This window comes from Geobacillus thermocatenulatus, assembly GCF_002217655.1.
Taxonomy (GTDB): domain Bacteria; phylum Bacillota; class Bacilli; order Bacillales; family Anoxybacillaceae; genus Geobacillus; species Geobacillus thermocatenulatus.
Genome location: NZ_NEWK01000001.1, coordinates 240,212 through 263,960, shown reverse-complemented (window position 1 = coordinate 263,960; position 23,749 = coordinate 240,212). Strand labels below are relative to the sequence as shown.

At 49.5% G+C, this 23,749-nt stretch carries 17 protein-coding genes, 4 pseudogenes, 1 CRISPR repeat array and 1 riboswitch; of the genes and pseudogenes, 3 read left to right on the top strand and 18 right to left on the bottom strand.

Translation table 11 applies throughout. The features are described 5' to 3' along the window. Positions 1 to 160: 160 nt before the first annotated feature. The 6 genes and pseudogenes from B9L19_RS01350 to B9L19_RS01325 all read right to left on the bottom strand — a co-directional run. A pseudogene (locus B9L19_RS01350) lies at positions 161 to 436 on the bottom strand (sodium:solute symporter family protein); the annotation flags it as partial. Continuing rightward, positions 433 to 633, bottom strand: a complete 201-nt coding sequence (locus B9L19_RS01345; RefSeq protein WP_011232711.1) for a DUF3311 domain-containing protein — start codon at positions 631 to 633, stop codon at positions 433 to 435. The gene B9L19_RS01345 and the pseudogene B9L19_RS01350, both read right to left, overlap by 4 nt. Positions 634 to 669: 36 nt before the next feature. After that, positions 670 to 1,854 carry a M20 family metallopeptidase gene (locus tag B9L19_RS01340; protein ID WP_020279264.1) on the bottom strand — a complete coding sequence of 395 codons (1,185 nt, stop codon included), beginning with the start codon at positions 1,852 to 1,854 and terminating at the stop codon, positions 670 to 672. Between the two features lie 33 nt (positions 1,855 to 1,887). Next, positions 1,888 to 3,117 (bottom strand): hydantoinase/carbamoylase family amidase, encoded by a 1,230-nt coding sequence (locus tag B9L19_RS01335; RefSeq protein WP_033026504.1) that lies wholly within the window; start codon positions 3,115 to 3,117, stop codon positions 1,888 to 1,890. Positions 3,118 to 3,273: 156 nt separating this feature from the next. Beyond that, complete coding sequence (locus tag B9L19_RS01330) at positions 3,274 to 4,602, bottom strand: helix-turn-helix domain-containing protein (RefSeq protein WP_014196895.1); 1,329 nt, start codon at positions 4,600 to 4,602, stop codon at positions 3,274 to 3,276. A gap of 256 nt (positions 4,603 to 4,858) precedes the next feature. After that, positions 4,859 to 6,232, bottom strand: a complete 1,374-nt coding sequence (locus tag B9L19_RS01325) for a UDP-glucose dehydrogenase family protein (RefSeq protein WP_047752540.1) — start codon at positions 6,230 to 6,232, stop codon at positions 4,859 to 4,861. A 437-nt stretch (positions 6,233 to 6,669) separates the two neighbouring features. Here B9L19_RS01325 and B9L19_RS01320 point away from each other — a divergent pair. Further along, a pseudogene (locus B9L19_RS01320) lies at positions 6,670 to 7,080 on the top strand (zinc ribbon domain-containing protein); the annotation flags it as partial. 118 nt (positions 7,081 to 7,198) lie between these two features. On the opposite strand, the gene brnQ reads toward B9L19_RS01320, so the two are convergent. From brnQ to B9L19_RS19230, 8 genes and pseudogenes are all read right to left on the bottom strand, one after another. Next, a complete protein-coding gene (gene brnQ, locus B9L19_RS01315; RefSeq protein WP_014196898.1) occupies positions 7,199 to 8,509 on the bottom strand; it encodes a branched-chain amino acid transport system II carrier protein in 1,311 nt (436 codons plus the stop codon). A gap of 549 nt (positions 8,510 to 9,058) precedes the next feature. Beyond that, positions 9,059 to 9,367: pseudogene (locus tag B9L19_RS01310) on the bottom strand (amidohydrolase); the annotation flags it as partial. 132 nt (positions 9,368 to 9,499) lie between these two features. Then, a CRISPR array of direct repeats spans positions 9,500 to 10,336; the repeat unit is 30 nt; unit sequence GTTTCAATCCCTCATAGGTACGATAAAAAC. A gap of 372 nt (positions 10,337 to 10,708) precedes the next feature. Further along, positions 10,709 to 11,833 carry a KdpD-like non-kinase potassium sensor gene (gene kdpDN, locus B9L19_RS01305; RefSeq protein ID WP_011232715.1) on the bottom strand — a complete coding sequence of 375 codons (1,125 nt, stop codon included), beginning with the start codon at positions 11,831 to 11,833 and terminating at the stop codon, positions 10,709 to 10,711. Further along, positions 11,823 to 12,401, bottom strand: coding sequence for a potassium-transporting ATPase subunit KdpC (gene kdpC / locus B9L19_RS01300; RefSeq protein WP_011232716.1), 579 nt, complete (start codon positions 12,399 to 12,401; stop codon positions 11,823 to 11,825). Before kdpC ends, kdpDN begins: the two co-directional genes overlap by 11 nt. 18 nt (positions 12,402 to 12,419) lie before the next feature. Continuing rightward, positions 12,420 to 14,453 (bottom strand): potassium-transporting ATPase subunit KdpB, encoded by a 2,034-nt coding sequence (gene kdpB, locus B9L19_RS01295; protein WP_011232717.1) that lies wholly within the window; start codon positions 14,451 to 14,453, stop codon positions 12,420 to 12,422. A 15-nt stretch (positions 14,454 to 14,468) separates the two neighbouring features. Beyond that, a complete protein-coding gene (kdpA, locus tag B9L19_RS01290; RefSeq protein ID WP_011232718.1) occupies positions 14,469 to 16,151 on the bottom strand; it encodes a potassium-transporting ATPase subunit KdpA in 1,683 nt (560 codons plus the stop codon). 66 nt (positions 16,152 to 16,217) lie between these two features. Then, a complete protein-coding gene (gene kdpF, locus B9L19_RS19730; protein ID WP_367779365.1) occupies positions 16,218 to 16,280 on the bottom strand; it encodes a K(+)-transporting ATPase subunit F in 63 nt (20 codons plus the stop codon). Between the two features lie 308 nt (positions 16,281 to 16,588). After that, positions 16,589 to 16,747: riboswitch (cyclic di-AMP (ydaO/yuaA leader) on the bottom strand. 157 nt (positions 16,748 to 16,904) lie between these two features. Beyond that, the gene (locus B9L19_RS19230; RefSeq protein ID WP_227412636.1) at positions 16,905 to 17,063 is read right to left on the bottom strand and encodes a group II intron maturase-specific domain-containing protein; all 159 of its coding nucleotides are present in this window, start codon (positions 17,061 to 17,063) and stop codon (positions 16,905 to 16,907) included. On the opposite strand from B9L19_RS19230, the gene B9L19_RS19225 reads away from it, so the two are divergent. Both B9L19_RS19225 and B9L19_RS01275 read left to right on the top strand, forming a co-directional pair. Then, positions 17,004 to 17,141: a hypothetical protein gene (locus B9L19_RS19225; protein WP_227412737.1), complete on the top strand. Its 138-nt coding sequence runs from the start codon at positions 17,004 to 17,006 to the stop codon at positions 17,139 to 17,141. The genes B9L19_RS19230 and B9L19_RS19225 overlap by 60 nt on opposite strands. A 180-nt stretch (positions 17,142 to 17,321) precedes the next feature. Continuing rightward, a pseudogene (locus B9L19_RS01275) lies at positions 17,322 to 17,517 on the top strand (tryptophan 2,3-dioxygenase family protein); the annotation flags it as partial. A gap of 323 nt (positions 17,518 to 17,840) precedes the next feature. Here B9L19_RS01275 and B9L19_RS19630 read toward each other — a convergent pair. The 4 genes from B9L19_RS19630 to B9L19_RS01255 all read right to left on the bottom strand — a co-directional run bounded on the left by B9L19_RS19630 (position 17,841) and on the right by B9L19_RS01255 (position 23,607). Continuing rightward, positions 17,841 to 19,808, bottom strand: a complete 1,968-nt coding sequence (locus B9L19_RS19630) for an IS1634 family transposase (RefSeq protein ID WP_089113815.1) — start codon at positions 19,806 to 19,808, stop codon at positions 17,841 to 17,843. A gap of 196 nt (positions 19,809 to 20,004) precedes the next feature. After that, on the bottom strand, positions 20,005 to 20,562 hold the full coding sequence (lepB, locus tag B9L19_RS01265) for a signal peptidase I (RefSeq protein WP_014195146.1): 558 nt from the start codon (positions 20,560 to 20,562) through the stop codon (positions 20,005 to 20,007). Between the two features lie 511 nt (positions 20,563 to 21,073). Then, complete coding sequence (locus B9L19_RS01260) at positions 21,074 to 21,952, bottom strand: IS982 family transposase (RefSeq protein ID WP_014195145.1); 879 nt, start codon at positions 21,950 to 21,952, stop codon at positions 21,074 to 21,076. A gap of 314 nt (positions 21,953 to 22,266) precedes the next feature. Further along, positions 22,267 to 23,607 (bottom strand): N-acetylmuramoyl-L-alanine amidase family protein, encoded by a 1,341-nt coding sequence (locus B9L19_RS01255; RefSeq protein WP_053004377.1) that lies wholly within the window; start codon positions 23,605 to 23,607, stop codon positions 22,267 to 22,269. Between the last annotated feature and the right edge of the window lie 142 nt (positions 23,608 to 23,749).

Genomic DNA, 23,749 nt, shown 5'->3' with positions numbered 1-23,749 from the left:
TTATAACGTATAAAATTTATTTTTAAAAGAAAAAATTAATAAATCGTGTGCCTATGAAATTCGGTATTTTTTCCTAGGATCCGCATCACGAAACCCTTGATATAACAGCATTTTGGTCATTTCCATTTGCCTAAAATGACCTCAAAACTGTCGAACTCGGGGGAAGCATCCAATACGATAACACATAGGCCAGGCAGCCGTAGGCAATGATGTAAAACGTCGGCCCCCCTTTTCCATAGGCCCAACCGCTCCCACCAAGGAAGGTAAACGTTGTATAAATCTCGCCGGCCATCAAGAGAAACACAAAAATCGTTCCGAACCCGCGGCCACCGACGGTCCATTGCTCCAAATTCATGTCTTTTCCTTTTCGCGCCTGCACCCCTAGATAAAGAGACAGCAACAAGAAAGCAAAAATCATCACTAAGGCCGAGTTCATGTCTGCTCATCCTCCTTCACCGCAGGGTCAAAACGATACACGATGGCCATGATAACCGAAGTGGCGATCACCCAAGCGACCAGCCAAAAGAGAAGCAACGGCATGCCAAACACGTACGGAGTCACTTGATTCACAAAAGGAACGCCGCCGAGCATGCCGATAAATGGGACAATCATTAACCAACGGATGCTTTTCATCTTCTCTCCCTCCTTGGATATGTCAAGCGAAAACAGCTATTCCGCCCCCGCCAACAGTTTCAACGTCGCGGCGACAAACATTTGCACGCCAATCTCAAGCGCGTCTTCGTCGATCGTAAAGCGCGGATGGTGATGCGGGTACACGATCCCCTTTTCTTCGTTTCGGGCGCCGACGTAAAAGAAGCTGCCCGGCGCTTTTTGCAAAAAGGCGGAGAAATCTTCGCCGCCCATGTTCGGTTTCAAGCGGGCGACGGCTTCTTCGCCCAATAGTTCACGCGCTGTTTCCTCAATGACGTGGGTCACTTCATCGTAGTTGATGACCGGGCGGTAGCCGTAGTCAAATTGAAACTCATACGAGGCGCCGTGCGCTTCGGTGATTCCTTTGACAATGCGCTCCATCCATTGCGGCACCGTGCGCCGCAGCGTCTCATCAAACGTGCGCACTGTCCCTTGGATTTCGACCTCCCCAGGCAGGACATTATGCGCCGTACCCGCCACAAATTGCGTCACGGACAGAACAAGCGGCTCGAGCGGGTCGACATAGCGCGAGACGATGTGCTGCAAGTTCGTCACGACTTGCGCTCCGATGGCGATCGCATCGATCGTTTGGTGCGGCATCGCTCCATGGCCGCCTTTGCCGATGATGCGGATGAAAAAGCGGTCGGGTGCGGCCATCATCGGCCCATACACAATGCCGATTTTTCCGCGCTCAAGCGGCGACCAAAGGTGAGTGCCGATGACGACGTCCACCCCGTCCATGACGCCGGCTTGCACCATCTCCTCCGCCCCGCCGGGGAACAATTCTTCCGCGTGTTGGAACAAAAAGCGGATTTCACCGCGAATGTCATCGCGCAGCTGGGAGAAAATTTTCGCCGTCCCGAGAAGCATCGCCGTATGGCCGTCATGTCCGCACGCATGCATCACGCCTGGGTTTTTTGAGGCAAACTCAAACGTGTTTTCCTCTTGAATCGGCAATGCGTCCATATCAGCGCGAATGGCGACGACCCGGCCTGGCTGTTGGCCAATGAGCCGCGCCATGACGCTCGTTTTCGTCGGCCGCGAAAGTTCAAGATGACCGAATGATTGCAGCGTCTCATAGACAAACTGCGCTGTTTTCTCTTCTTGGAACGACAATTCCGGATGGGCATGCAAATGACGGCGCCAGGCGATGACGTCCGTTTTCACTTCATCGACGAGTCGTTTGATTTCTTCACTTGTCATCCATGGTCTCCCCCTGTTCGTTTGTCTTTTTCGTTATTCCCCTTGGGCCAGTTGCCACACTGTATGATAAAGCACCTCTGCTCCAGCGGCGCAGTCTTCTTTAGTACTCCATTCCGCCGGACTATGACTCACTCCGTCTTGGGAGCGGACAAAAATCATCCCGATTGGGCAAATCGGAGCCAACTGTACGCTGTCATGGGCTGCGCCGCTCGGCAGCCAAAACGACGGGTAGCCAAGCTTTTGGCACGCCGCCTCCGCCGCGCGCTTCACCTCATCGGAACATAGCACCGGCGGCATTTCTTGCAGCCGCTCGGTCGTGACGCGGACGTTCCGCTCCTTGGCGATCGTCTCTGCCCGCACGGCTATGGCTTTCCATACTTGATCGCGCACCTCAGCCTTCAAGTCGCGCAAATCGAGCACAAATTCGACCCGTTCCGGAATGACATTAATACCGCCCGGATATACATGCAACTGTCCTACAGTACCGACCGTTGTCCCTGTTCGTCTTGCTTCCTCTTCGATCACTATGATGATCTGGGCGGCCGCCGCCATCGGGTCGCGCCGCAATGACATCGGCGTGGCGCCGGCATGTTCCGCCTTTCCTTCGATGGTAAATTTCACCCAAATCAGACCGGCGATGCCAGTGACGATGCCAACTGGAAGTCCTGTCTCCTCAAGCACCCGTCCTTGTTCGATATGCAATTCGACATAGGCTTTCACCGTTCCTGGTTTTCGCGCTGCCTGCGGCAAGCGGTCCGGGTCAAGCCCCGCCTGTTTCATCGCTTCAGCGAGGGAAATCCCTTCCGCGTCGCGGCACTCGAGCGCTTCCGGCGGCAGTGTTCCGGCCATGGCGCGGCTGCCGATCATGCCGAAACGAAAGCGCGCTCCCTCTTCGTCAGTGAACGCCACTACTTCAATTGGGTGGTGCGTCACAACACCGTGCTCGTTCATCGTCTGAACGACTTCCACGCCGGCCAACACCCCGAGCGGTCCATCAAAGCAGCCGCCGTTGTAAACCGAATCGAGATGAGATCCAACAAGGACGACCGTGGCATCCGGATTCGTCCCTTCTTTCCGTCCGATCAAGTTGCCAGCCGCGTCTTCATATACGAAAAGCCCGGCTTCGCGCATGTAGGAAGCGACGAGATCTTTGGCCCGCCGCTCTTCAGCAGTGAACGAGAGGCGCGTGACGCCGCCGCTTGGTTGCTTGCCGACCTCCCCTAGTTCCATGAGCCGTTGCCAAAGACGTTCCCCTTGAATCAAGCTATCCTCCCCTCACGCCAATTACGGATAATTTTCGGATATGTCCTTAATTATAATGGAAACAGATGAAATTTTCAAATAATACAAATAATACAAACGCCTTCAAGACAACAAAAAACTTCTGCCTGTCGCTAAAGGCAGAAGCTGATCGAGCAATTATAAGAAAATGCGGTATACTTTGCGCGGACGCCCGCGCGGATACGGGTTTGTTTCCCCGGCCACTTCGGCAAGGCCCACGGTCTCCAATTGGTTTAAAATCCGGCGGGCGCTGCGCGGCACAATCCCCATGTAAGAGGCCAACTCATGCGCTTCGATCTCGTTGGTTCCTCGTTTTTGCAATATTGCTTTCAATTTGCAGAGCGTCGCGGCGCTTAATCCCGTCCGCTCCGCCAGCTGCCGCAGTTCTCCGCCGCCGAGCGAATAGCGGAGGTGCACACTTTTTCCTAACGGACCCGAGATCGTTCCGTCATCAAACACCACCATCCACGCACCCCGTCCGCTTTGTTTCGCATGCAAAAACGCCTTCCCAGCCTGAATTTCGGCCTCATACGCCGTTCGGCCGATGCCGATTCCGCACGCGATGACCTCGCTGTACAAGAGCTCCGTCTCCTCCGCCGAGGGGACCGTTTTATAGCCATCGGTGATCTCTTTTAATGCGCCCCTTGTCGTAAAAATGACATAGCGGCCCGGCCCGGCGCTTTTCAGCGACCCTTGGACTTTTTTTGCATACCGTAGCAATTTTTCCGTTGTCTTCATCTCCAGACGATATATGTCATCGGTCGAAAATGTCTCTGGGGAGGCCGCCTGCATCGCATCGACTTCAATCATTTGCACGGCGATTTGCGCATCTTGCACCTGCAGCATCTGTCCGGTGCGAATGATGGTTTGGATGACCGCTTCCACCGCCGAGCGGGCAGGCAATACCCGATACACCGGCATTCCGAGTTTCTCCAGTTCGAGATGGGCTGTCCGCAAACAGGTGACCGCTGCTTCCGTTTTCCCTTGTTTCCAAAGGGTGTAATGATAGTCGGACAGTTCCTGGGCCGAAATGCCTCCCTCGTAATGCTTGACGTATGGAATCGGCTCCTCGATGCCCGCCTCTTCGAGCAGCCGTTCGATTTCGCGGCGCTCGTACGTGTCAAAACTAAGCCGGCTGACCGGAATCTGCTCCGTATAGTGCGCCTGCAGCAGTGTGCGGTACAAGCTGGCACCAATATGTGGCACATAAAACAGCGGCGCATCGACCTCACTGGACTGCTTGACGATCGAATACGGCACTTGTCCGGAAAACAGCCACATATCAACTTCTGACGCGAGCGGGCGGATCAAATCGATCACTTCACTTTCATCCCAATACACAACGGGAACGCAAACAAGCTCTTTGTACTCTTGCGCCACCGCCTGAATAATTGACAGCGAATCGTCCGCACCAAACAGACCTAAGCGAATGCGGATGATACATCCCTCCTTTTGCCGCCTGCCCATAGCGGTGGGAAAAGACGGCTTCTTCAGCCGCTCTCTTCCCCGCCTGTCTCCGCTTTCAAAGTGGCGGGCCACGACCCCACGTTTTCCCATAAAACCACTGGAAACATAACCTTCTCTTTCTTTGAAACGGCGATTGATGCCCCGCGCCCGCCGGCATGTCTACTATCCCACTTCCATCGAACGGACAGACCGCCTTATTCCCTTTTTTACAAAAAAGCCGTCGTGGCGATGCGAACGGGACAATTAAGCGGCATCCCTATTCACTTTGTTTGTGGAAAAAGGCAGCTGAGGCGCACTGGAGAACGTCAACAGCCCGATCCACTTTCAGCTGTCTATGCCCCACCGGCCGCCCAATCGACTCGTAGATTAAGCCGGCGGCTTCGGCCGCCTTCGGGTCGTAGCAATTCCGTCCATCCACCACAAGCGGTGTTTTCATCAGCGTCTTGTAGCAGTGAAGGTCAAATTGCAACACAGCCGGCCATTCGGTGAAAATGAAACAAACATCCGCGCCGCGAATGGCTTCCTCGATCGTCTCGCAACAAACAACCGCATCGCCAAAACGGCGCGAGACATGACCGAGGGCGGCCGGGTCCCAGACGCGCACGTCGGCTCCTTCGGCAATGAGCCGTTCGATGTTCGCCAATGCCGGCGATTCGCGCACATCGTCAGTGCCGGGCTTGAATGCGGCGCCAAGCACGGCGACCGTCCGGTTGCGGAAATCCCCAATGTGCAGACGCGCTTTGTCAAGAAGTTTCCATTTTTGTTTCTCATTGACGTCGATCGCCGCCCATACCGTTTTGAGCGAATAGCCGTGGGAAGCCGCCAAGGAATAGAGGGCATTTGCATCTTTCGGCAGGCATGAGCCTCCATACCCGACGCCGGCGCGCAAAAAGCGGCGGCCGATGCGCGGATCCATGCCGATTCCTTCCGCCACCGCCTGAATATCAGCGCCTACCAACTCGCATACATTGGCGATCTCGTTGATGTACGAAATTTTCAACGCCAAAAACACATTGGCCGCATACTTGATCATCTCAGCGCTTCTCCGGTCCGTCACGACGTACGGGAGGGCAAACGGGGCGTACAGCTCCTTCATCACCCGTTCAGCCCGGTCCGAATCCACTCCCAATACAATGCGCGGCGCCTGCAGTGTATCGCGCACTGCCGTTCCTTGCGACAAAAACTCCGGGTTGGATACGACGTCGAATTTCACCTCCGGCCGTCCGTTTTCCGCCAAAAAACGGGCGGCTTCATCGCCAGTGCCGACGGGCACGGTCGACTTGATAACGACAAGGCAATCGCGTTCGGCCGCCCCGGCGATGCGTCGCAATGCGCCCCATACATCATCAAGCCGCACAGACCCGTCCGGCTGCGGCGGCGTGCCGACGGCGATCATGATCACTTCCGCCCGTTGATACGCTTCCACATCGTTGGTCGTAAAGCGAAGGCGAACGCCGTTTCGCTGAATAAGCGAGTCAAGCCCCGGCTCATAAATCGGGACGATCCCTTCATTTAATAGGCGAATTTTCTCTTCGTTCACATCGACGCATGTCACATCATGCCCTTTATCGGCCAGACAAGCCGCGGTCACAAGTCCAACATATCCCGTTCCCGCAATCGCTATCTTCACGATTCCTCACACCTTTTCATCCATTGCGGCGATCGTCGCTTGTCCTCATTATATCGAATCGCCTGCCGGTTTTCACGGGTTCCGCCCCGTTGCTCGAACAAAAAACTATTTTCCACACAAAAAAGAGAATGCCCCAAAAGCAACGAGGCATCCTCCCTTCTTCCATATATATACATCAGACGGATTTTATCTTAATTAGGCGAGAAGACTCCCACTTCAACGAAGCGAAGCGGAGTAAGTGGGAGATGAATCGCCTTAACTATATTTTGCTGAAAATAGGATAGATTCAGTAAAATATAGTATCATATAGTTAGATGGGAGGTGAAAACATGTATTTTTGTATCAAACAACAGCTAAATGGTTTGACCAAAGAAGAATACTTGACTCTTCGAGAACTGTGCCATATTGCCAAGAACATGTACAACGTCGGATTGTAAATTGGCAAACTTGTCATTGGCTATGCGGAAACATGGCAACGCAATATTAATCTAGGAAAAAAGACAAATCAAAACTTTGTCAATATTCCTCTCGGTAACATAAAAGAAAAACTAGAATATCTTTGTGAATTTTACGGCATTGAATTCTTGAAACAGGAAGAATCCTATACGTCTCAAGCCAGCTTTTTTGACGGCGATGAGATTCCTGAATATAATGCCGACAATCCAAAAGAATATAAGTTCAGCGGCAAACGTATTAAGCGCGGCTTGTATCGAACAAAGTCTGGCAAACTAATTAATGCTGATGTCAATGGCGCATTAAACATCTTAAAGAAAAGTAAAGCTGTAGACCTGAGTGTCTTATGCTCTAGCGGCGAAGTGGACACGCCTCAAAGAATAAGGATTGCTTGAAGCAGTCAAACTTCTTTGGAAGCCCCCACTTCAAATTTTCGCTAGAAAATTAAGTGGGGGTAGTTCACATTCATATTATTCCCCCGACCGGGCGTACATGACCTTTTGAGTCAGCCCTTTACGCCGCATGTTTCCGTTTCGTTGCGGACGGCCGATCGATCATCAAGCCAAGCGCAGCGCCGATCAGCGCAGGGACAACCCAGCCGAGCCCGACTGAAAACAGCGGCGCCCATGAGAGGAGCGGTTCTAACCATGCCGTCTCCAGCCCGATCGTTTTCAAACCGTCATACAGGCTGAACATGCCGGTAAAGAGCAACGCCATCCCGTACACTTTCGCCGAACCACGGTAAAAGCGGCGGAAAAACGACAGGGCGACGAGCACGATCGCCAATGGATACAGCATCGTCAACACTGGAACGGAAACAGCGATCAACGCATTTAAGCCGAGGTTTGACATCAAAAAGCTAAATAAGGTTAATACAATGACATACGTTCGGTACGAAACAGTCGGGGTGAGCTCTTGAAAGTATTGCGCACAAGCAGCGACTAGACCAACCGCCGTTGTTAAGCAGGCAAGCGCCACGATCACGCCCAACAGCAACTTCCCCCCGCTGCCAAACAGCAGCGATGACACGTATGACAATAGCTCGGCTCCGTTGGCAAATGAGCCGACACCAGCCATTCTAGCACCAATGATGGCAATGCCGCCATAAACGAGCGCGAGTCCCAATCCAGCGATCAATCCGGCTTGCACCGTGGCTTTTGCCTGCAACGCCGGCCGGTCCACCCCGCGGTCACGGAGCGCATGAATGACGACGATGCCAAAGGCAAGGGCCGCGATCGTATCCATCGTTAAATACCCTTCCAGCATCCCTTTCACAAACGGCGCCGAGGCATACTTCTCAGCCGGCAGCGCCTGTGGGTCGTCAAGCCGGATTAAACCGGTAAGGCAAAGCACAGCAATGGAAAGCAGCAACATCGGCGTCAACAGCTGGCCGATTCGATCCACAAGCTTCGAGGGGTTTAAGCTGAGCCAGTACACAAGGGCGAAAAAGAGACCCGTAAACAGCCACATCACCAAAGATCCGCTCTCAGGGAAAAACGGCTTCGCTCCGATTTCATAGGCGACGCTAGCCGCGCGCGGAATGCCGAAAAACGGGCCGATCGCCAAATACACAGCGAGTGAAAAGCAAAGGCTGAACAGCGGATGAACAGCGTTGCCGAGCGAACGGATGCCGTCTTTGGCGAACGCCACCGCCGCGACCGACAACAGCGGCAGCCCAACACCGGTGACGATAAATCCAAGAACCGCCGGCCATACGGCCGTTCCCGCTTCCATCCCTAAATACGGAGGAAAAATCAAGTTGCCCGCGCCGAAAAAGAGGGAAAAGAGCATCAATCCAGTAAACAGCACATCTCTCGTTTTCATTGTATCCCTCATTTCTATTATTTTGAAAATGAATTAAATATTCTGATATATAACAAAACAATAGTATCAATTTAGGATAACAGTCGATTATTATTATCCTAATCCTTTATAAATATTAACCCGTGGTGCTAGTTGAGCGCTAAAGCTCAACTAGCACCACGGGTAAAAATAAATATGTCCAAGACATATGTCTTCATCCCTACACACTGTCTTTAGATGTACCAAACGCTGATGGATTACCGATTACTCATTCGCATAGATGGTGACAACAATACGCAAGCCAACATTCATATCTGACTGAAAGCGCAGATGTCAATTTAATCATCAAACAAAGCTTAGGTCGTGAATATAAGGAGTTATGGTTTCTTTACAGAAAGGATAGCATGTTTTTTATTATAGTTACAAGGAAATCATAATAATGGAGTCAGTCAAGACTTTGTGGAGAACATTTTTTCGGTTCACTACGGGTGTTGTCAATCACTAGTTAGCGAACCATTTTCAGGAATTGATATCGTAAGCGCTTTCGGACTCTCATCCCTCATCTTGAGTTGAGGCAAACTCAAACGTGTTTTCCTCTTGAATCGGCAATGCGTCCATATCAGCGCGAATGGCGACGACCCGGCCTGGCTGTTGGCCAATGAGCCGCGCCATGACGCTCGTTTTCGTCGGCCGCGACAACTCAAGATGGCCGAATGATTGCAGCGTCTCGTACACAAATTGCGCCGTTTTCTCTTCCTGGAACGACAATTCGGGATGGACATAAAGCGGCTGTATAACAATAAAAAACTCCTGCCTAAAACAAACGGCAGAAGCGGATCGCCGGTATCGCACAGACATAGCCCGCGAATGCTGATTCATCTCTTTCAGTCATCTTCGCCAACTCTTAACCTCTCTCCACCGCACAGATTTAAACCTATGTGCGCTCCATGGAGTTGCTTACGGTGTGATGAAAAGCGTTTATTGCGACGATCGTTCGCACAAAACACGAAGGTTTCAATCTCTCACAGGTACGATAAAAACTCAAATGTCCGGAATGTGGGTCATCAATGAGCGGATAGTTTCAATCCCTCATAGGTACGATAAAAACAAACAAGTTGAAAATTACTCAAGAGCTTTCAAATGCAGCGTTTCAATCCCTCATAGGTACGATAAAAACAAACAAGTTGAAAATTACTCAAGAGCTTTCAAATGTAGCGTTTCAATCCCTCATAGGTACGATAAAAACGGAAGCCAGCCAATCGCCAAGACAGCGAGAGAATAGTTTCAATCCCTCATAGGTACGATAAAAACAAACAAGTTGAAAATTACTCAAGAGCTTTCAAATGTAGCGTTTCAATCCCTCATAGGTACGATAAAAACGGAAGCCAGCCAATCGCCAAGACAGCGAGAGAATAGTTTCAATCCCTCATAGGTACGATAAAAACCGACCGATGACTTTTTAGACAGACTGTGGGGTTGAGTTTCAATCCCTCATAGGTACGATAAAAACTGGACAGCCGGAGTCTGCATCCTCTCATCCTCCACCTACGTTTCAATCCCTCATAGGTACGATAAAAACATTTTTTAGTCAAAGAGAGGTGGTTCAGATGCCGTCGTTTCAATCCCTCATAGGTACGATAAAAACAGGCGATACGTTGTCACAAATTGCAGCGAAACACAATACGTTTCAATCCCTCATAGGTACGATAAAAACACGGATGGGGAGTCGTCGGCGGAAAAACCTATTGCCAGTTTCAATCCCTCATAGGTACGATAAAAACTTCGTGCGACCTTGTGCATACAATTCGTTTTGTTCTTGTTTCAATCCCTCATAGGTACGATAAAAACCCCAGAAAGCACTTGATATATCAATCTTTTTGCTCCAAAGTTATTTTCAGAATACCATAATCCAAAAATTCTGTCAATCGTGTTCATGTACGATGGCTGTAGGCTTGAAGTGTGTAAAAAGATTGTCGTCGATCCCCCGGGGTTTTTGCACGATTGGAGGTCGACGACAATGCTATGCACAGCGTGCACTTTGAATTTCCTCTCGTCTCGTGCGCTGCTTAGCCGCTTAAGTCCGTCAACAGCCTGTACGCAATGCACATTGATTTTATCATACGTTTTGGCTGGCGCCAGCCGACATTCATCTTCCGCTTATTGCTTGAATTGCGAACGGGAGTCTTCTTTTGGAACTATGATCAAAGATGCCCCTCTTCTCTATCTGTCAGATACAACAAGCACATCAACATGTTTAAGTTGCTGCATAATTACATTAATGAGCGATCCTTTCCATATTTCCTCCCATCTCGTCCGAGCAGACATCCCCATCACAATCTGGGTGATTTTATATTCTCGACATACATCCACGATTTGATGGGCAACACGGCGCGAGGCAGCCTCTCGAACGAGAAAAGTGGCGCCAAATTGCTTAGCCATTTTCTCCCATTCTGCTATCGTCCTTTCTGGCGATTGTCTTTTCTGCTTAATGTGCAAAATGTATAACTCGGCGTTTAATCGTTGAGCGATCCGCCATCCACGTCGAATCAATTTTTCAGCGTTTGGCCGATAGTTGACACACACTAGAATTTTTTCATGAATGCCGGTCGGTTCTTCAATTCCCTGTTCTTCTCTCTCTTTCTCCAAACGCATCTCAATATCATCGGCCACTTCTCTTAACGTCAACTCCCGCAAGGCAACGAGATTGCCCTTGCGAAAAAAATGATTGAGCGCCTGATCAATTTTTTCTTTCCCATATACTTTCCCTTCTTTAATGCGCTCGCGCAACGCTTCCGGCGTGATATCAATCACTTCGATTTCATCGGCTTCCCTAAGCATAAAATCTGGCACGCGTTCATTCACTTGGACCCCTGTTACTTGCTCAACGATATCATGAACACTTTCTAGATGTTGAATATTCATTGCCGTCCAAACATGAATTCCCGCCTGCAAAATTTCTTGTACATCCTGATAGCGCTTTTTGTTTTTACTGCCCGGGGCGTTGGTATGGGCCAATTCGTCCACAATCACCACATCCGGGTTGCGTCGAATCACCGCGTCGACATCCAATTCCGCAAATTCTTTTCCTTTATAATGGATTTTCTTGCGAGGAATGATTTCCAAGTCTTTGATTTCTGCCTCTGTCTCAGCCCGTCCGTGTGTTTCAACAATTCCGATGACGATATCGATCCCTTTTTCTCTCACATCGTGAGCATCCCTCAACATATGAAATGTTTTCCCGACACCAGGGGCCGCCCCAATATAAATTTTGAGGCGGCCTTTCTTCATATTTTCGATTTTCTTCAATATCTCTTCCGGAGTCATTCGTCTATATTTATGATTCATTCCGTTTGGAACGCTCCTCCACTAATTTTTGAACAGCCATATTTAAGCGCACAACGTTGACCCGCGGTTCACCAAAAACGCCCATCGCTCTTCCTTCAATGTGCTGCTTGACCAAACGGGTCAATTGTTGCTCCGATAATCCCGTTGCCTTTGCTACCATCGGCACTTGGAACAATGCGGCAGCCGGGCTAATATGAGGGTCGAGTCCAGATCCTGAATTGGTGATTAAATCGATAGGGATATCTTTTTTCGTCTTTCCAGGAACTTTTTTCAACCATTGCTCTGCATCTTTCTCCATCCGTTCCATCATTTCTTTGCTGGAAGGCCCATAATTTGGTGAACCTGATGCACTTGCATCATATTGAATCGACGAAGGGCGGCCGTGAAAATAGGAGTCCCCCTGAAATGATTGTCCAATCAATTCCGAACCGATGGCTCTTCCCTTCTCATAAATAATGCTTCCTTTCGCTTGATGAGGAAATAACAACTGGGCAAGGCCCGTCATCGCTGCCGGATACCCGAGCCCAAGCAAAACGATCATGAGCAAAGCAAGGCGAATATTTCTCATGCCAAATCCTCCTCTCTTTTACATAAACAGGCCTAGGGCAAGATCAATGACCTTTATGCCAATGAATGGAGCAATGACTCCTCCGCCTCCATAAATCAACATATTTCTACGCAAAAGTTTTTCCGATGACATCGGTTGATAGCGCACCCCTCTCATCGCCAACGGAATCAACAGAGGGATGATCACCGCATTGAAAATTAACGCGGATAAAATGGCGCTCGCTGGCGAATGCAGATGCAAAATATCGATCGATTTCATCTGCGGAATGCTGGCCACAAACACAGCCGGCAAAATAGCAAAATATTTGGCAATATCATTGGCAATGCTAAATGTGGTCAATGCCCCCCGGGTCATCAGCAGTTGCTTCCCGATGGATATCACTTCAATAATTTTCGTCGGATCGGAGTCTAAATCAATCATATTCGCCGCTTCTTTTGCCGCCATCGTACCGCTATTCATGGCCAATCCGACATCCGCCTGCGCCAAAGCCGGCGCGTCATTCGTACCATCCCCCGTCATAGCAACCAAATTCCCTTTCGCTTGTTCTTCCCGAATAACACGAATCTTGTCTTCCGGCTTGCTTTCCGCAATAAACTCATCCACTCCTGCCTCGTTGGCAATCGTTGCAGCGGTCAGTGGGTTGTCTCCTGTGCACATGATCGTTTTGATCCCCATTTTTCTCAATTCATCAAATCGTTGGCGCATTCCCGGTTTTACGGTATCTTTCAAATAGATGATGCCCACGATGTCTGCTCCAACGGAGACAGCCAACGGCGTGCCCCCCTGTTTAGCGATTTGTTCGCTTTTTTCTTTCAAATCGCTTGGAATGCGGCCGCCCAGCTGTTTGACATGACGGGAAATGGCATCCACCGCTCCCTTGCGATACGGAATGCCTTGAACGTTCATGCCGCTCATTCTTGTCTCGGCAGTAAACGGGACAAACTCCTCGTGTTCATACTCAGCAACATCTGCTTTCCATCCTTGCTGTTTCGCCAATTCAAGAACAGAACGCCCCTCAGGTGTCTCATCCTTAATCGAAGACAAAACGGCTGCTTCCCGTACTTGCTCCTCTGTAGTCCCGCCAACAGGAATAAACTGGGCGGCCATTCGATTTCCAAACGTAATCGTTCCCGTCTTATCAAGCACGATAGTTGTAACGTCCCCTGCCGCTTCCACCGCTTTTCCGGACATCGCCAACACGTTGAATTGTGTCAAGCGGTTCATCCCGGCGATTCCAATGGCCGATAATAAGCCGCCAATGGTCGTCGGAATCAAACAAACAAGCAAGATGATCAAGGTTGTTATCGACAAATGGATGCCGACATAACGGGCAATCGGAACTAATGTGACAACGACAATCAAAAAGATGAGCGTGAGAGTCACAAGCAAAATGTTCAGCGCCAACTCGTTCGGCGTTTTTTGCCTCGTTGCTCCTTCAACAAGAGAGATCATTTTATCCAAAAAAGACTCGCCGGGGTCGGCTGTGATTTTTACTTTAATCCAATCGCTGACGACTTTTGTGCCGCCTGTCACCGAACTGAAATCTCCCCCTGCCTCCTTAATAACAGGGGCGGATTCCCCAGTAATGGCCGATTCATCAATGGACGCCAACCCTTCTATGATTTCGCCGTCACCTGGAATGAGATCACCGGCTTCGACGAGAACAATATCCCCTTTTCGCAACTGTGTGGACGCAACCAGTTCTATTTCCCCTTTTGCGCTGATCCGCTTGGCGATCGTATCCGCTTTCGTTTTCTTGAGCGATTCCGCTTGTGCCTTTCCTCGTCCTTCCGCCAAAGCCTCAGCAAAATTAGCGAATAAAATCGTGAGCAAAAGAATGACGAATACCGCTAATTCATATTTCCAATCCTCTATTCTAAAAAAGCGAGGAAACAAAAGCATAAGCAACACGATCAATGTTCCAATCTCGACGACAAACATTACTGGGTTGCGCATCATCACAAGAGGATTTAACTTTTTGACGCTCTCTATTGCCGCTTGCCGCACAAGCTCTGGCTGAAACAGTGATTGGCGATTGTCATTCCCTCTCATCTCGACGTTTCCTCCTTAGCGAATGGTTAAATATTCCGCCACCGGACCCAGGATCAGAACAGGGAAAAAGGTAAGTGCTCCGATAATGAACACTGTCCCAAATAAAATGACGCCGAATGTGGCTGTATCGGTACGGAATGTTCCAATGGTTTCGGGCACTGGCTGTTTTCCGACCAAAGACCCAGCGACCGCAAGCATCGCAATAATGGAAACATATCTCCCCAAAAGCATGACAACACCAGTCGAAATGTTCCAAAATGCCGTATTATCCTTCAATCCCTCAAATCCTGACCCATTGTTCGCCGCCGAAGATGTATATTCATACACCACTTGCGAAATGCCGTGGAAGCCAGGATTGCTGATTGCCTCGGTCCCCATGTGCGTCATTAACGCTATGGCTGACGGCGCCAAAATAATGAGAGGATGAAGCAACAACGCGATGACGATCAGCTTCATTTCCTTTGGCTCGATCTTGCGCCCTAAAAATTCAGGTGTACGCCCGACCATCAAGCCTGATAAAAAAACGGCAATCATCGCATACATCATGATGTTCACAAACCCTACCCCATCGCCGCCAAACACGTTATTTAACATCATTAATGCCAGCGGAACGAGCCCCCCAATCGGAGTCAAACTATCGTGCATATTGTTGACTGACCCGGTTGTGGCCGCTGTCGTGATCGCCGTAAATAAACTGGACAGCGGAATGCCGAAACGTACTTCCTTGCCTTCCATATTTCCTTGGTCAGCTGCAAATCCTGATTTGCCCACAAGGGGATTCCCAGATTGTTCCGCATTGTACACAACCCCAAGCATCATGACGAACAAAACGAACATTGTCGCAAACAATACCCACCCCTGTTTGCGATTTTTTACAGCATGACCATACGTAAAAGGCAGAGCCGCTGGAATGCACCACATCGATAACATCTCGATTACGTTCGTAAACGGATGAGGATTTTCAAACGGATGAGACGAGTTCGCTCCGAAAAATCCCCCTCCGTTTGTCCCGAGGTGTTTGATGGACTCAAGCGAAGCGACAGGTCCCAGCGCTAACGTTTGTGTGCCTCCCTCTAATGTTGATACAGCCATGCGGGCCAAGAAGGTTTGCGGAACCCCAAAGGCCACTAACAAGATCGTTACGATGACAGATAGCGGGAGCAATACACGCACATTCGCGCGCACAAAATCTTGATAAAAATTCCCTATCGTTTTTCCTTTTTTAGACAACGCGCGAATTAAAGCAGTAGCAACAGTCAGTCCCGTGGCGGCTGACGTGAACATCATCATCGTCACAAATAACATCTGTGATAAAATGGATAATCCAGATTCTCCGCTATAATGCTGCAGGTTTGTATTTGTCATAAAACTAACCACAGTGTTAAACGTAAGAGTCGGCTCCATATTTTCCACTTTGGCCCCATTAAGCGGCAAATAATGTTGAATACGCAAAAGCCCATAGGATATACCTAACAATGCCGCATTCACGATCAACAATGCTGTACAATACGACTTCCAAGTCATCTCTTCTAGTGAGCGAATACCTGATAATCGATAAATCACCGCTTCAATGGGCGAAAAGAAACGATCGATCTTTCCTTTTTCAAAGAAAGCCACATATAAATATTTTCCCAATGGCACCGCGATAACGATCAACAACAAGAAAATAAGTGTATATTGCGAAAAGACATGCCACATGTTTCTTCCCCCTCACGCGTGATCACTCATATTCCAATTCATAACTGAATTTATCTGACCGTCAGTTCAAAATTTTTCCGGGTAAATAAGTGCGTATACGAGATAGCAAAATACCCCCAATATCACCATCCCTACTATCCAGATCATTGTTCTTCTCCTCCATTCACCACGGAATCACACCAAACAGAAAATTCATAAAAGAGAATAAAGCTCACGACAAGCAAAACAACCATCATCACATCCCACATCAGTGATCCCTCCGCCTTTTGTCATCTTTCCGCTTAAAGTTCGGAAACATTGACTTATACATACACGAAGATTTCTCAACAAACCAAATTTATTATTTTTTACATAAATTACATATTTTTTATAAAAAAGAACAAAAAAAGACAGCCAGAGGGTATCTGGCTGCCTATGTCAAGCCATAGGAAATACCCCCCTTCTCTCAACACGCTTACGAGGTTAGCTGACGGATTCGGGTGATGAGAGTCACCCTACCCGTTCAGAACAGGCGTCCTGAACAGGATTCACCCCATGTGGCGCACAAAGCCACGGTTGGTTCCCCCGCTCCTATTCGGATTCAGCGATCTTTAGGGAATGAATGGTTATTTAATTTGAGGCTCATTATACTCTTGGTCCACCATACCGTCAAACAGCTAAAATTAGCTATTTTTTTGAAAATAAACGGAAAAATCATCAAGAAAGCGTTTTACATTTATTTTTTCATAAGCTAACTAATTTATTCTTTATTTTTCATCTATTTTCAAGCACCCGAGTTCGACAGTGACTAGGCAAACAAAATGCCTCTCGACCCTCGATGCAATAAGAGACGGAGCATTGGGTGTTTATGAGTTGAAAATATCCGATCCATCCCATGATGTATTGATTTACTCGCTGGATGTGCTCCTGCATGGAGAGGATCTAGTTGGGATTCGTCAGTTGTCGAATCCGCTGTTTCAGGCGTTGGACGACATGGGTTACATCGTGTAAAACAATTTGGGGTGCCTTGGTTAATTTTCTTATCGATTGCATATGCCATTTAAAAAGGTTCATGCAATGCACCTTGCAGCAAACTATTCCGCGCAGTCAAACACAACAGCGGCCAATGCTGACCGATCATCGTAAACGTAGCGTGATCCATCTACTAATTGGAAAAAGGGGTCGAACAACATGACGAACTTTCAAGATCCATTCGGACTGGAGGAAGGGATTCACACGGATTTTCAAGAGGACATTCGTATGCAGGCTGCCTTCAGCTTGATAAAATTTTGTCAAGCCAGCGGCGACTGTCCGATTCATCATGATGAAATGCTATTTATCATTTATTCACCAAACAAGCGAACTTTGGATGAAGCTCATGTTACATTAAATGAAAAGTTGCGATTCAATGCACGTTAGACAACCATAAAGCATGTAAGAAGGCACGGATGCATTCCATGCCTTCTTTGCTTTCCCCGTCCATTGATAAGCACGATGTCCAATCGCCAACTTTTCCTCCTACATCGCCCGCTTTCCTTCTTTCACCGTAACTGGGCCAAACGGAATCCAACTCACCACAACGTTGATGCTGTCACTAAAATCATCGACCCTGGCACCATGGCAGTGAGCAACCCAGCGGCGCCAATCAATCCCGCCACCCAAGGATCAAACGTTTGAACTGACAATCTTGGATATGTCAAGCGAAAACAGCTATTCCGCCCCCGCCAACAGTTTCAACGTCGCCGCGACAAACATTTGCACGCCAATCTCAAGCGCGTCTTCGTCAATCGTAAAGCGCGGGTGGTGGTGCGGGTAAACGATGCCTTTTTCTACATTGCCCGCGCCGACGTAGAAAAAGCTGCCGGGCGCTTTTTGCAAAAAGGCGGAGAAATCTTCGCCGCCCATGTTCGGTTTCAAGCGGGCCACTGCCTCTTCGCCGAACAGCTCGCACGCCGTTTCCTCCATGACGCGGGTCACTTCATCGTAGTTGATGACCGGGCGGTAGCCGTAGTCAAATCGAAACTCATACGAGGCGCCGTGCGCTTCGGTGATCCCTTTGACAATGCGCTCCATCCATTGCGGCACCGTGCGCCGCAGCGTCTCATCGAACGTGCGCACTGTCCCTTGGATTTCGACCTCCCCAGGCAGGACATTATGCGCCGTACCCGCCACAAATTGCGTCACGGACAGAACAAGCGGCTCGAGCGGGTCGACATAGCGCGAGACAATGTGCTGCAAGTTCGTCACGACTTGCGCTCCGATGGCGATCGCATCGATCGTTTGGTGCGGCATCGCCCCGTGGCCGCCTTTGCCGATGATGCGGATGAAAAAGCGGTCGGGTGCGGCCATCATCGGCCCATACACAATGCCGATTTTTCCGCGCTCGAGCGGCGACCAAAGGTGAGTGCCGATGACGACGTCCACCCCGTCCATGACACCAGCTTGCACCATCTCCTCCGCCCCGCCGGGGAACAATTCTTCCGCGTGTTGGAACAAAAAGCGGATTTCACCGCGAATGTCATCGCGCAGCTGGGAGAAAATTTTCGCCGTCCCGAGAAGCATCGCCGTCGGCCGTCCGCGCCGTTTTTTCGGGCGTACGATCTCTTCGACCGCGGCCTCAACCCGATGAAACCGGGGGCGAAGGGACGCCTTGAGGGACGCCAAGGCTTGTTCGGCATCTTCCCGGCAGGAGAAAGGGTGGCGCTCCCAATGGGCTTGTTCCTCGCGAAGAAGCTCCGCTTCTTTGGTTCGTTCTTTTTCGAGCGTCTTTCCTTTTCGCTGGTCGAGCGCACTCGATTCGACGACGATCAGCCGAACGGGGTGGCCTTCATAGGTGGAGGATGTTTCCCATACCCGGTACGTGGCGCCGTTTCTCTCCGCCAGGGTAAAGGGTTCGCTCCACGGGATGTGAGGCGAATCGGCCTCCGCTAATGCCCGTTTCACGATCCGAAGCGACGAAGGGCCTCGGGTGATCAAAAAGGCGTTGGCCGCTTTGGTTTGCGCCAGAGTGTCTTTTGTCATCGCGGCGGAATCGGCCACGTAAATCCATTCGTCTTCCATCTTGGCTTGTTTGAGCTGTTCGTGGACACGGGACAGCACCTCCGGATTCCACGTTTTGTCAGGCAGGTTGCCGTCGTGCACATCGCCGTAAAACGGGATGCCGTCCTCGTTGCCGACCAGTCCGAAGCCGATCTGTTTTTGCCAACGATGATGGCGGTTATAGCCATGTGTGATCTGCAAAGCCTCTAATGAGGCCGATTCATACGCGCCGTAAACCGTCTTGTCCGTCGTATCGGCGTGAAAGGCTCGGAGGGAAAGGCCTTCTTTGCGATAAATGTGAATCAAGCAAGTGCTGATCACCTTGTGAATGTCGGCCTCATACAAGCGGTCGAGATGACGAGCCAAGGCATCGTCGTTCAACCAGGAAGGATGGAGACCGGGACGGATGAGTTTCTCTAGATCGATCTCCTGAGCCCATCGTTCCACGTGAACGAGGGCTTGCCGGCCGTCAAACAGATTGTAGAGGATGGCCTGAACGGCATCGCTGACTCGAGTCTGGCACTGTGGATCAACGGGAACGAGATGGTCAATCAATTGGGGCAGGCCCAGTTTCTTGAATAGGGCACTTATTATATTCAAATAATCATTACGATAGACCTTTTTGACTTGAACGTTCATGAGAGAAAAACTCCTTCACTTTCCTTGTGTGTCAAGGATTCATTCGACATCGGAACGAAAAAATCCTCCCGATTTTCGTTGGGAGGGTGCGAAATGTGAGGCTATCAGTGTTGATAACTACGATTTAATTTTAAAATAAATTTATTGGTACTTTTCAGTTGTTTTACTGAAAAGCCGTAAAGCCTTTTTGAAATGCTTATTTTACTATTCGGATATGTTTAAAAGGCCAATAAATTATGTTTGCCTGGCCAACAACATCATTCATCGGAATGGCCCCAATATGACGACTGTCTTTACTATATCTTCTATTATCACCCATTACAAATAAATAGCCTTCAGGAACAGTGTTTCTACCGATTGGAGTATCCTTTAGAGTAAACGATTCCGTAAGGGGACCATCAAACTTGTTTTGTTTTTTGTATTCATCTAGATAAGGTTCTTTATACGCTTTCCCGTTTATATATAAAATATCATTTTTATACTCGATACGATCTCCAGGTAACCCAATTATGCGTTTTATGTAATCCTTTTTTTCTTTTGTATGGAACACAATAATATCAAACCTTTTCGGTTTTACAAAAGAATATTTTATTTTGTTTACAATCATACGATCTTGATCGTGTAGTGTAGGCATCATGGATTCTCCTTCTACTATAATCGGCGCAAATATGAAGTGTCGAACAAAAGCAGCTAATAAAATTGCAATAATGATCGCCTTCATCCATCCCAAAAACTCACTTTTCTTTTTCTCCATTATCATCATCCCCCTTAAAACATTGATGTAAATTTTATTAAGGCTCCCGAATCCTCGAAACAATCATCTTTACAATTCACTTAAATCGTTGACATGATGGTACTAAACGAACATTATCCATCTTCAAAGAATAAGTGAGTATCAATGATGTCATTCATTCTTTCATCGGTTTACCCGCAAAAGGAGAAACTGATTTTAACCATATCGAAATGATGAGATGTTTGTTTCAACATACATCGAGTGGTCTTGTAAGAAGAACCAACGCACCTATTAGCAAGCGAAAGGAACGAGCGACTGCTTGCTTGACGATTGGCGATCCATCGTGAGTTGCCCTAGATCATGATGTCTCGTCGTTTGACAATTCTAACACGAAAAAATAGAAGTCAGTCATATGTACAAAAGATGTGATGGCTTTACACCGTTTGATATATCTCGAAAAATAAAGTTACCTCGTCGACGCTGAATTATACGAAGGAAAAAAGAAAAATAAACCCGTGGTGCTAGTTGAGCTTTAGCGCTCAACTAGCCCGAGAACAACAAGTGAGTAAGCCAGTAAAATACCATCCAGTGCCGTTTCAAATCCAGAAACCGAGTTCGCGCGAATCTTGGTGATCCGATACGAATCGACTAAAATCGAAAACACGGTTTCCACCACTTTACGTTTTCGCTTCATCCATTGTTTCCATGCATCCGATTGGCGAATTCGCTGATTGTTTCGGACGGGCGTCCAAAACGCGACTCGGTGCTCTTCGTACAGCTTCTTTCGCAGCGTTTGGCTGATATACCCTTTGTCACCGAAGTTATACGGATGTGGAATTTGCGTCATGACGGTTTCAGCGGCCACCCGGTCGTGACAAGACGCTTCGGTGACAACATATCCCATTGGCAGCCCTTGATCGGTCACTTGAAGGTGCAGCTTCAACCCGTAGTACCATTGCTTTTTGGAAGCGCAATACCCGATGTCGGCGATCTCTTGAAACCGTTTGACGCGATGCATTCTTGCCGTATGGCACAACGGGAGCGGCAAGCTGTCCACGACGGCATAGGCATGATGTTGACCGCGTTTTGCCAGCTCATGACGGATCCATTTGATGGCGAAACCAAGCGCCCGGCAACGGCGGTTGTATCGGGAGCGTTCAAGAAACGAGCCGTTTGTGAACAAATTTCCCGTGACAAAACGATGCCATGCCCGTTCGGATGTAAAACCGAGCAGCTTTCCTAAAAGATGAATGGCGATGATGACAGCGTCCTCTTGCTTGACCAAATGGCGATTTCGACGATGAAGATGCACCTGAATGCATGAAAGTTGAGCAGAAACAAAAACGAAAATGGCGGCATATTGCTTTTGAATCTTGGCTCGATCTGTAGTAAAATGAAAGTGCTCTTGCATGGGGATTCTCCTTTCGAATGGCAGGTCGCACTTTCATTCTACAGGAGATCCGCCAGCAAGGGCTATTTTTATGCTTGCTCAAGTTTATCTAGCACCACGGGTAAATATTATACTTTTTTAACTATTGTGTCAACCAACTTCCACCCTTTCGCCCTTGCAGCCCTCAGGAAAACGCCTTGAAAAGCTAATGGCCCTCTATAGTCAGCCAGCGGTGATCCAAACAAGGCGAGGCGACAAAAAGCGCCCCGAAAATCCGGGGCGCTTTTTGTCATGCCGCAGTAGATCCGTTATCCACTTTTTAGAAAAGGGGCGTACTATTGAAAATAATGGCGCACGGCGTTCACGATGGCCGTCGTCACCGCTTCTTGATAACCGTTTGTCGCCACAACCGCAGCGTCCGACCGATTGCTTAAATAGCCGAGCTCAAGCAACACGGACGGCTTCTCGTTTTCTCGCAACACGTAATAGTCGCCAAAGGCGATGCCGCGAAACGGCAATGCGGAAAGTTGCCTGAACAGCCCTTGGAACGATTGCGCCAATTCGTAGTCCGCAAACCGATCGTAATAGTAAATGGTGATGCCGGACGCATCTGGATCAGCGGCGCTGTCGTAATGCAAGCTAATAAACGCGTCCGCCTGATACAGGCGGGCGGCGGCAACACGCGCCGACAGCGGCACATACTCATCGCTAGAGCGCGTCAGCACGACGCGGGCGCCGTAAGATTGCAGCTTGTTTTTCAAAAGCTTGGCGGTTTCCAACGTCAACTCCTTTTCCTTGATGCCATCGACACTTTGGGCCCCGCCGTCTTTGCCTCCGTGGCCAGCGTCAAGAACGATCGTTTTTCCGGCCAGCGCCTGAACAGGACCGCGCGTCCAGCTGTCTACATAAAGGCGGGAGTCGCTAGGCGCGATGGCTGAAAGCAGCGAGCGGTCAGCCGACTGGGGCGCTTCCGCTTCCTTTTCATTGGCTTGTCCACCCTTTACCTGCACATATGCGGATGACACCCACCCATCAAGCCCTGTTTGGGAGGCAATTTTGTACCATCCCGGTTTCTTTTCCACAATCTCGACCTCTTCGCCCCGGACAAGGCGGCCGACGCGCGCTGCCTTCAATGACGGCTCAGCCCGAACGTTGAGCGAACTGGCGTTGACGATTCCGGTTTGATGCGAAATCGATGACTCCCGAGCTGCAGTGAGGTATGCTGAAGACACCCAGCCGATCGCACCGTCTGCGATCACTTCCGTCCATTCCCCATCTTCCTTGATGACCCATACCGTTTCTCCCCGCGCCAAATGCCCGATAATTCGCCCATCTCGGCTCGGCTCTTGTCGAAGGCGGAGTCGGTTTTCTTGCACGATGGCCGTCTCTTTTGCCAACGCGACGTACCGCGCGGCGATCCACCCGGTTCGATTCGGTTTCCACTCGATGTTCACCCATCCATCCTTGACCTCGATCAGCCGATACGCCTCGCCGCGGTGAACGTTCGCCAATGGACGGTATGGCACCCCCGGCCCTTGGCGGACGTTCACCTGATCCGCCGTCACCACCGCCAACTGAGCGGTTTTCCCACTCTCCCCTTTCGCCCCCACCGGCCAAGCAGCCGCAGCCAGCCATAGCAAACAAAACAACAGGGCGAGCCATATTCCTCGCCTCATGCGCATTCCCTCCCCCGTTGTCTCCAATTTGTCTACTATATCGTTCGCGCACAACGGGGAATTTCCTGTCTGTCACTTGGGAAAACCGCTCGACAAAACTAGCGGGGCGGCATCCATCAACCGACAATAGCTCTCCTTTTTC

Coding starts and splice junctions, on each gene's coding strand:
- B9L19_RS19230 (WP_227412636.1), bottom strand. CDS start 17,063: ATGCAGGAGCACATCCAGCGAGTAAATCAATACATCATGGGATGGATC.
- B9L19_RS01345 (WP_011232711.1), bottom strand. CDS start 633: ATGAAAAGCATCCGTTGGTTAATGATTGTCCCATTTATCGGCATGCTC.
- kdpC (WP_011232716.1), bottom strand. CDS start 12,401: ATGAGAAATATTCGCCTTGCTTTGCTCATGATCGTTTTGCTTGGGCTC.
- B9L19_RS01260 (WP_014195145.1), bottom strand. CDS start 21,952: ATGCAAGAGCACTTTCATTTTACTACAGATCGAGCCAAGATTCAAAAG.
- lepB (WP_014195146.1), bottom strand. CDS start 20,562: ATGGAGAAAAAGAAAAGTGAGTTTTTGGGATGGATGAAGGCGATCATT.
- kdpDN (WP_011232715.1), bottom strand. CDS start 11,833: ATGAATCATAAATATAGACGAATGACTCCGGAAGAGATATTGAAGAAA.
- B9L19_RS01340 (WP_020279264.1), bottom strand. CDS start 1,854: ATGACAAGTGAAGAAATCAAACGACTCGTCGATGAAGTGAAAACGGAC.
- B9L19_RS01330 (WP_014196895.1), bottom strand. CDS start 4,602: ATGGGCAGGCGGCAAAAGGAGGGATGTATCATCCGCATTCGCTTAGGT.
- B9L19_RS01255 (WP_053004377.1), bottom strand. CDS start 23,607: ATGAGGCGAGGAATATGGCTCGCCCTGTTGTTTTGTTTGCTATGGCTG.
- brnQ (WP_014196898.1), bottom strand. CDS start 8,509: ATGAAAACGAGAGATGTGCTGTTTACTGGATTGATGCTCTTTTCCCTC.
- kdpA (WP_011232718.1), bottom strand. CDS start 16,151: ATGTGGCATGTCTTTTCGCAATATACACTTATTTTCTTGTTGTTGATC.
- B9L19_RS19630 (WP_089113815.1), bottom strand. CDS start 19,808: ATGAACGTTCAAGTCAAAAAGGTCTATCGTAATGATTATTTGAATATA.
- kdpB (WP_011232717.1), bottom strand. CDS start 14,453: ATGAGAGGGAATGACAATCGCCAATCACTGTTTCAGCCAGAGCTTGTG.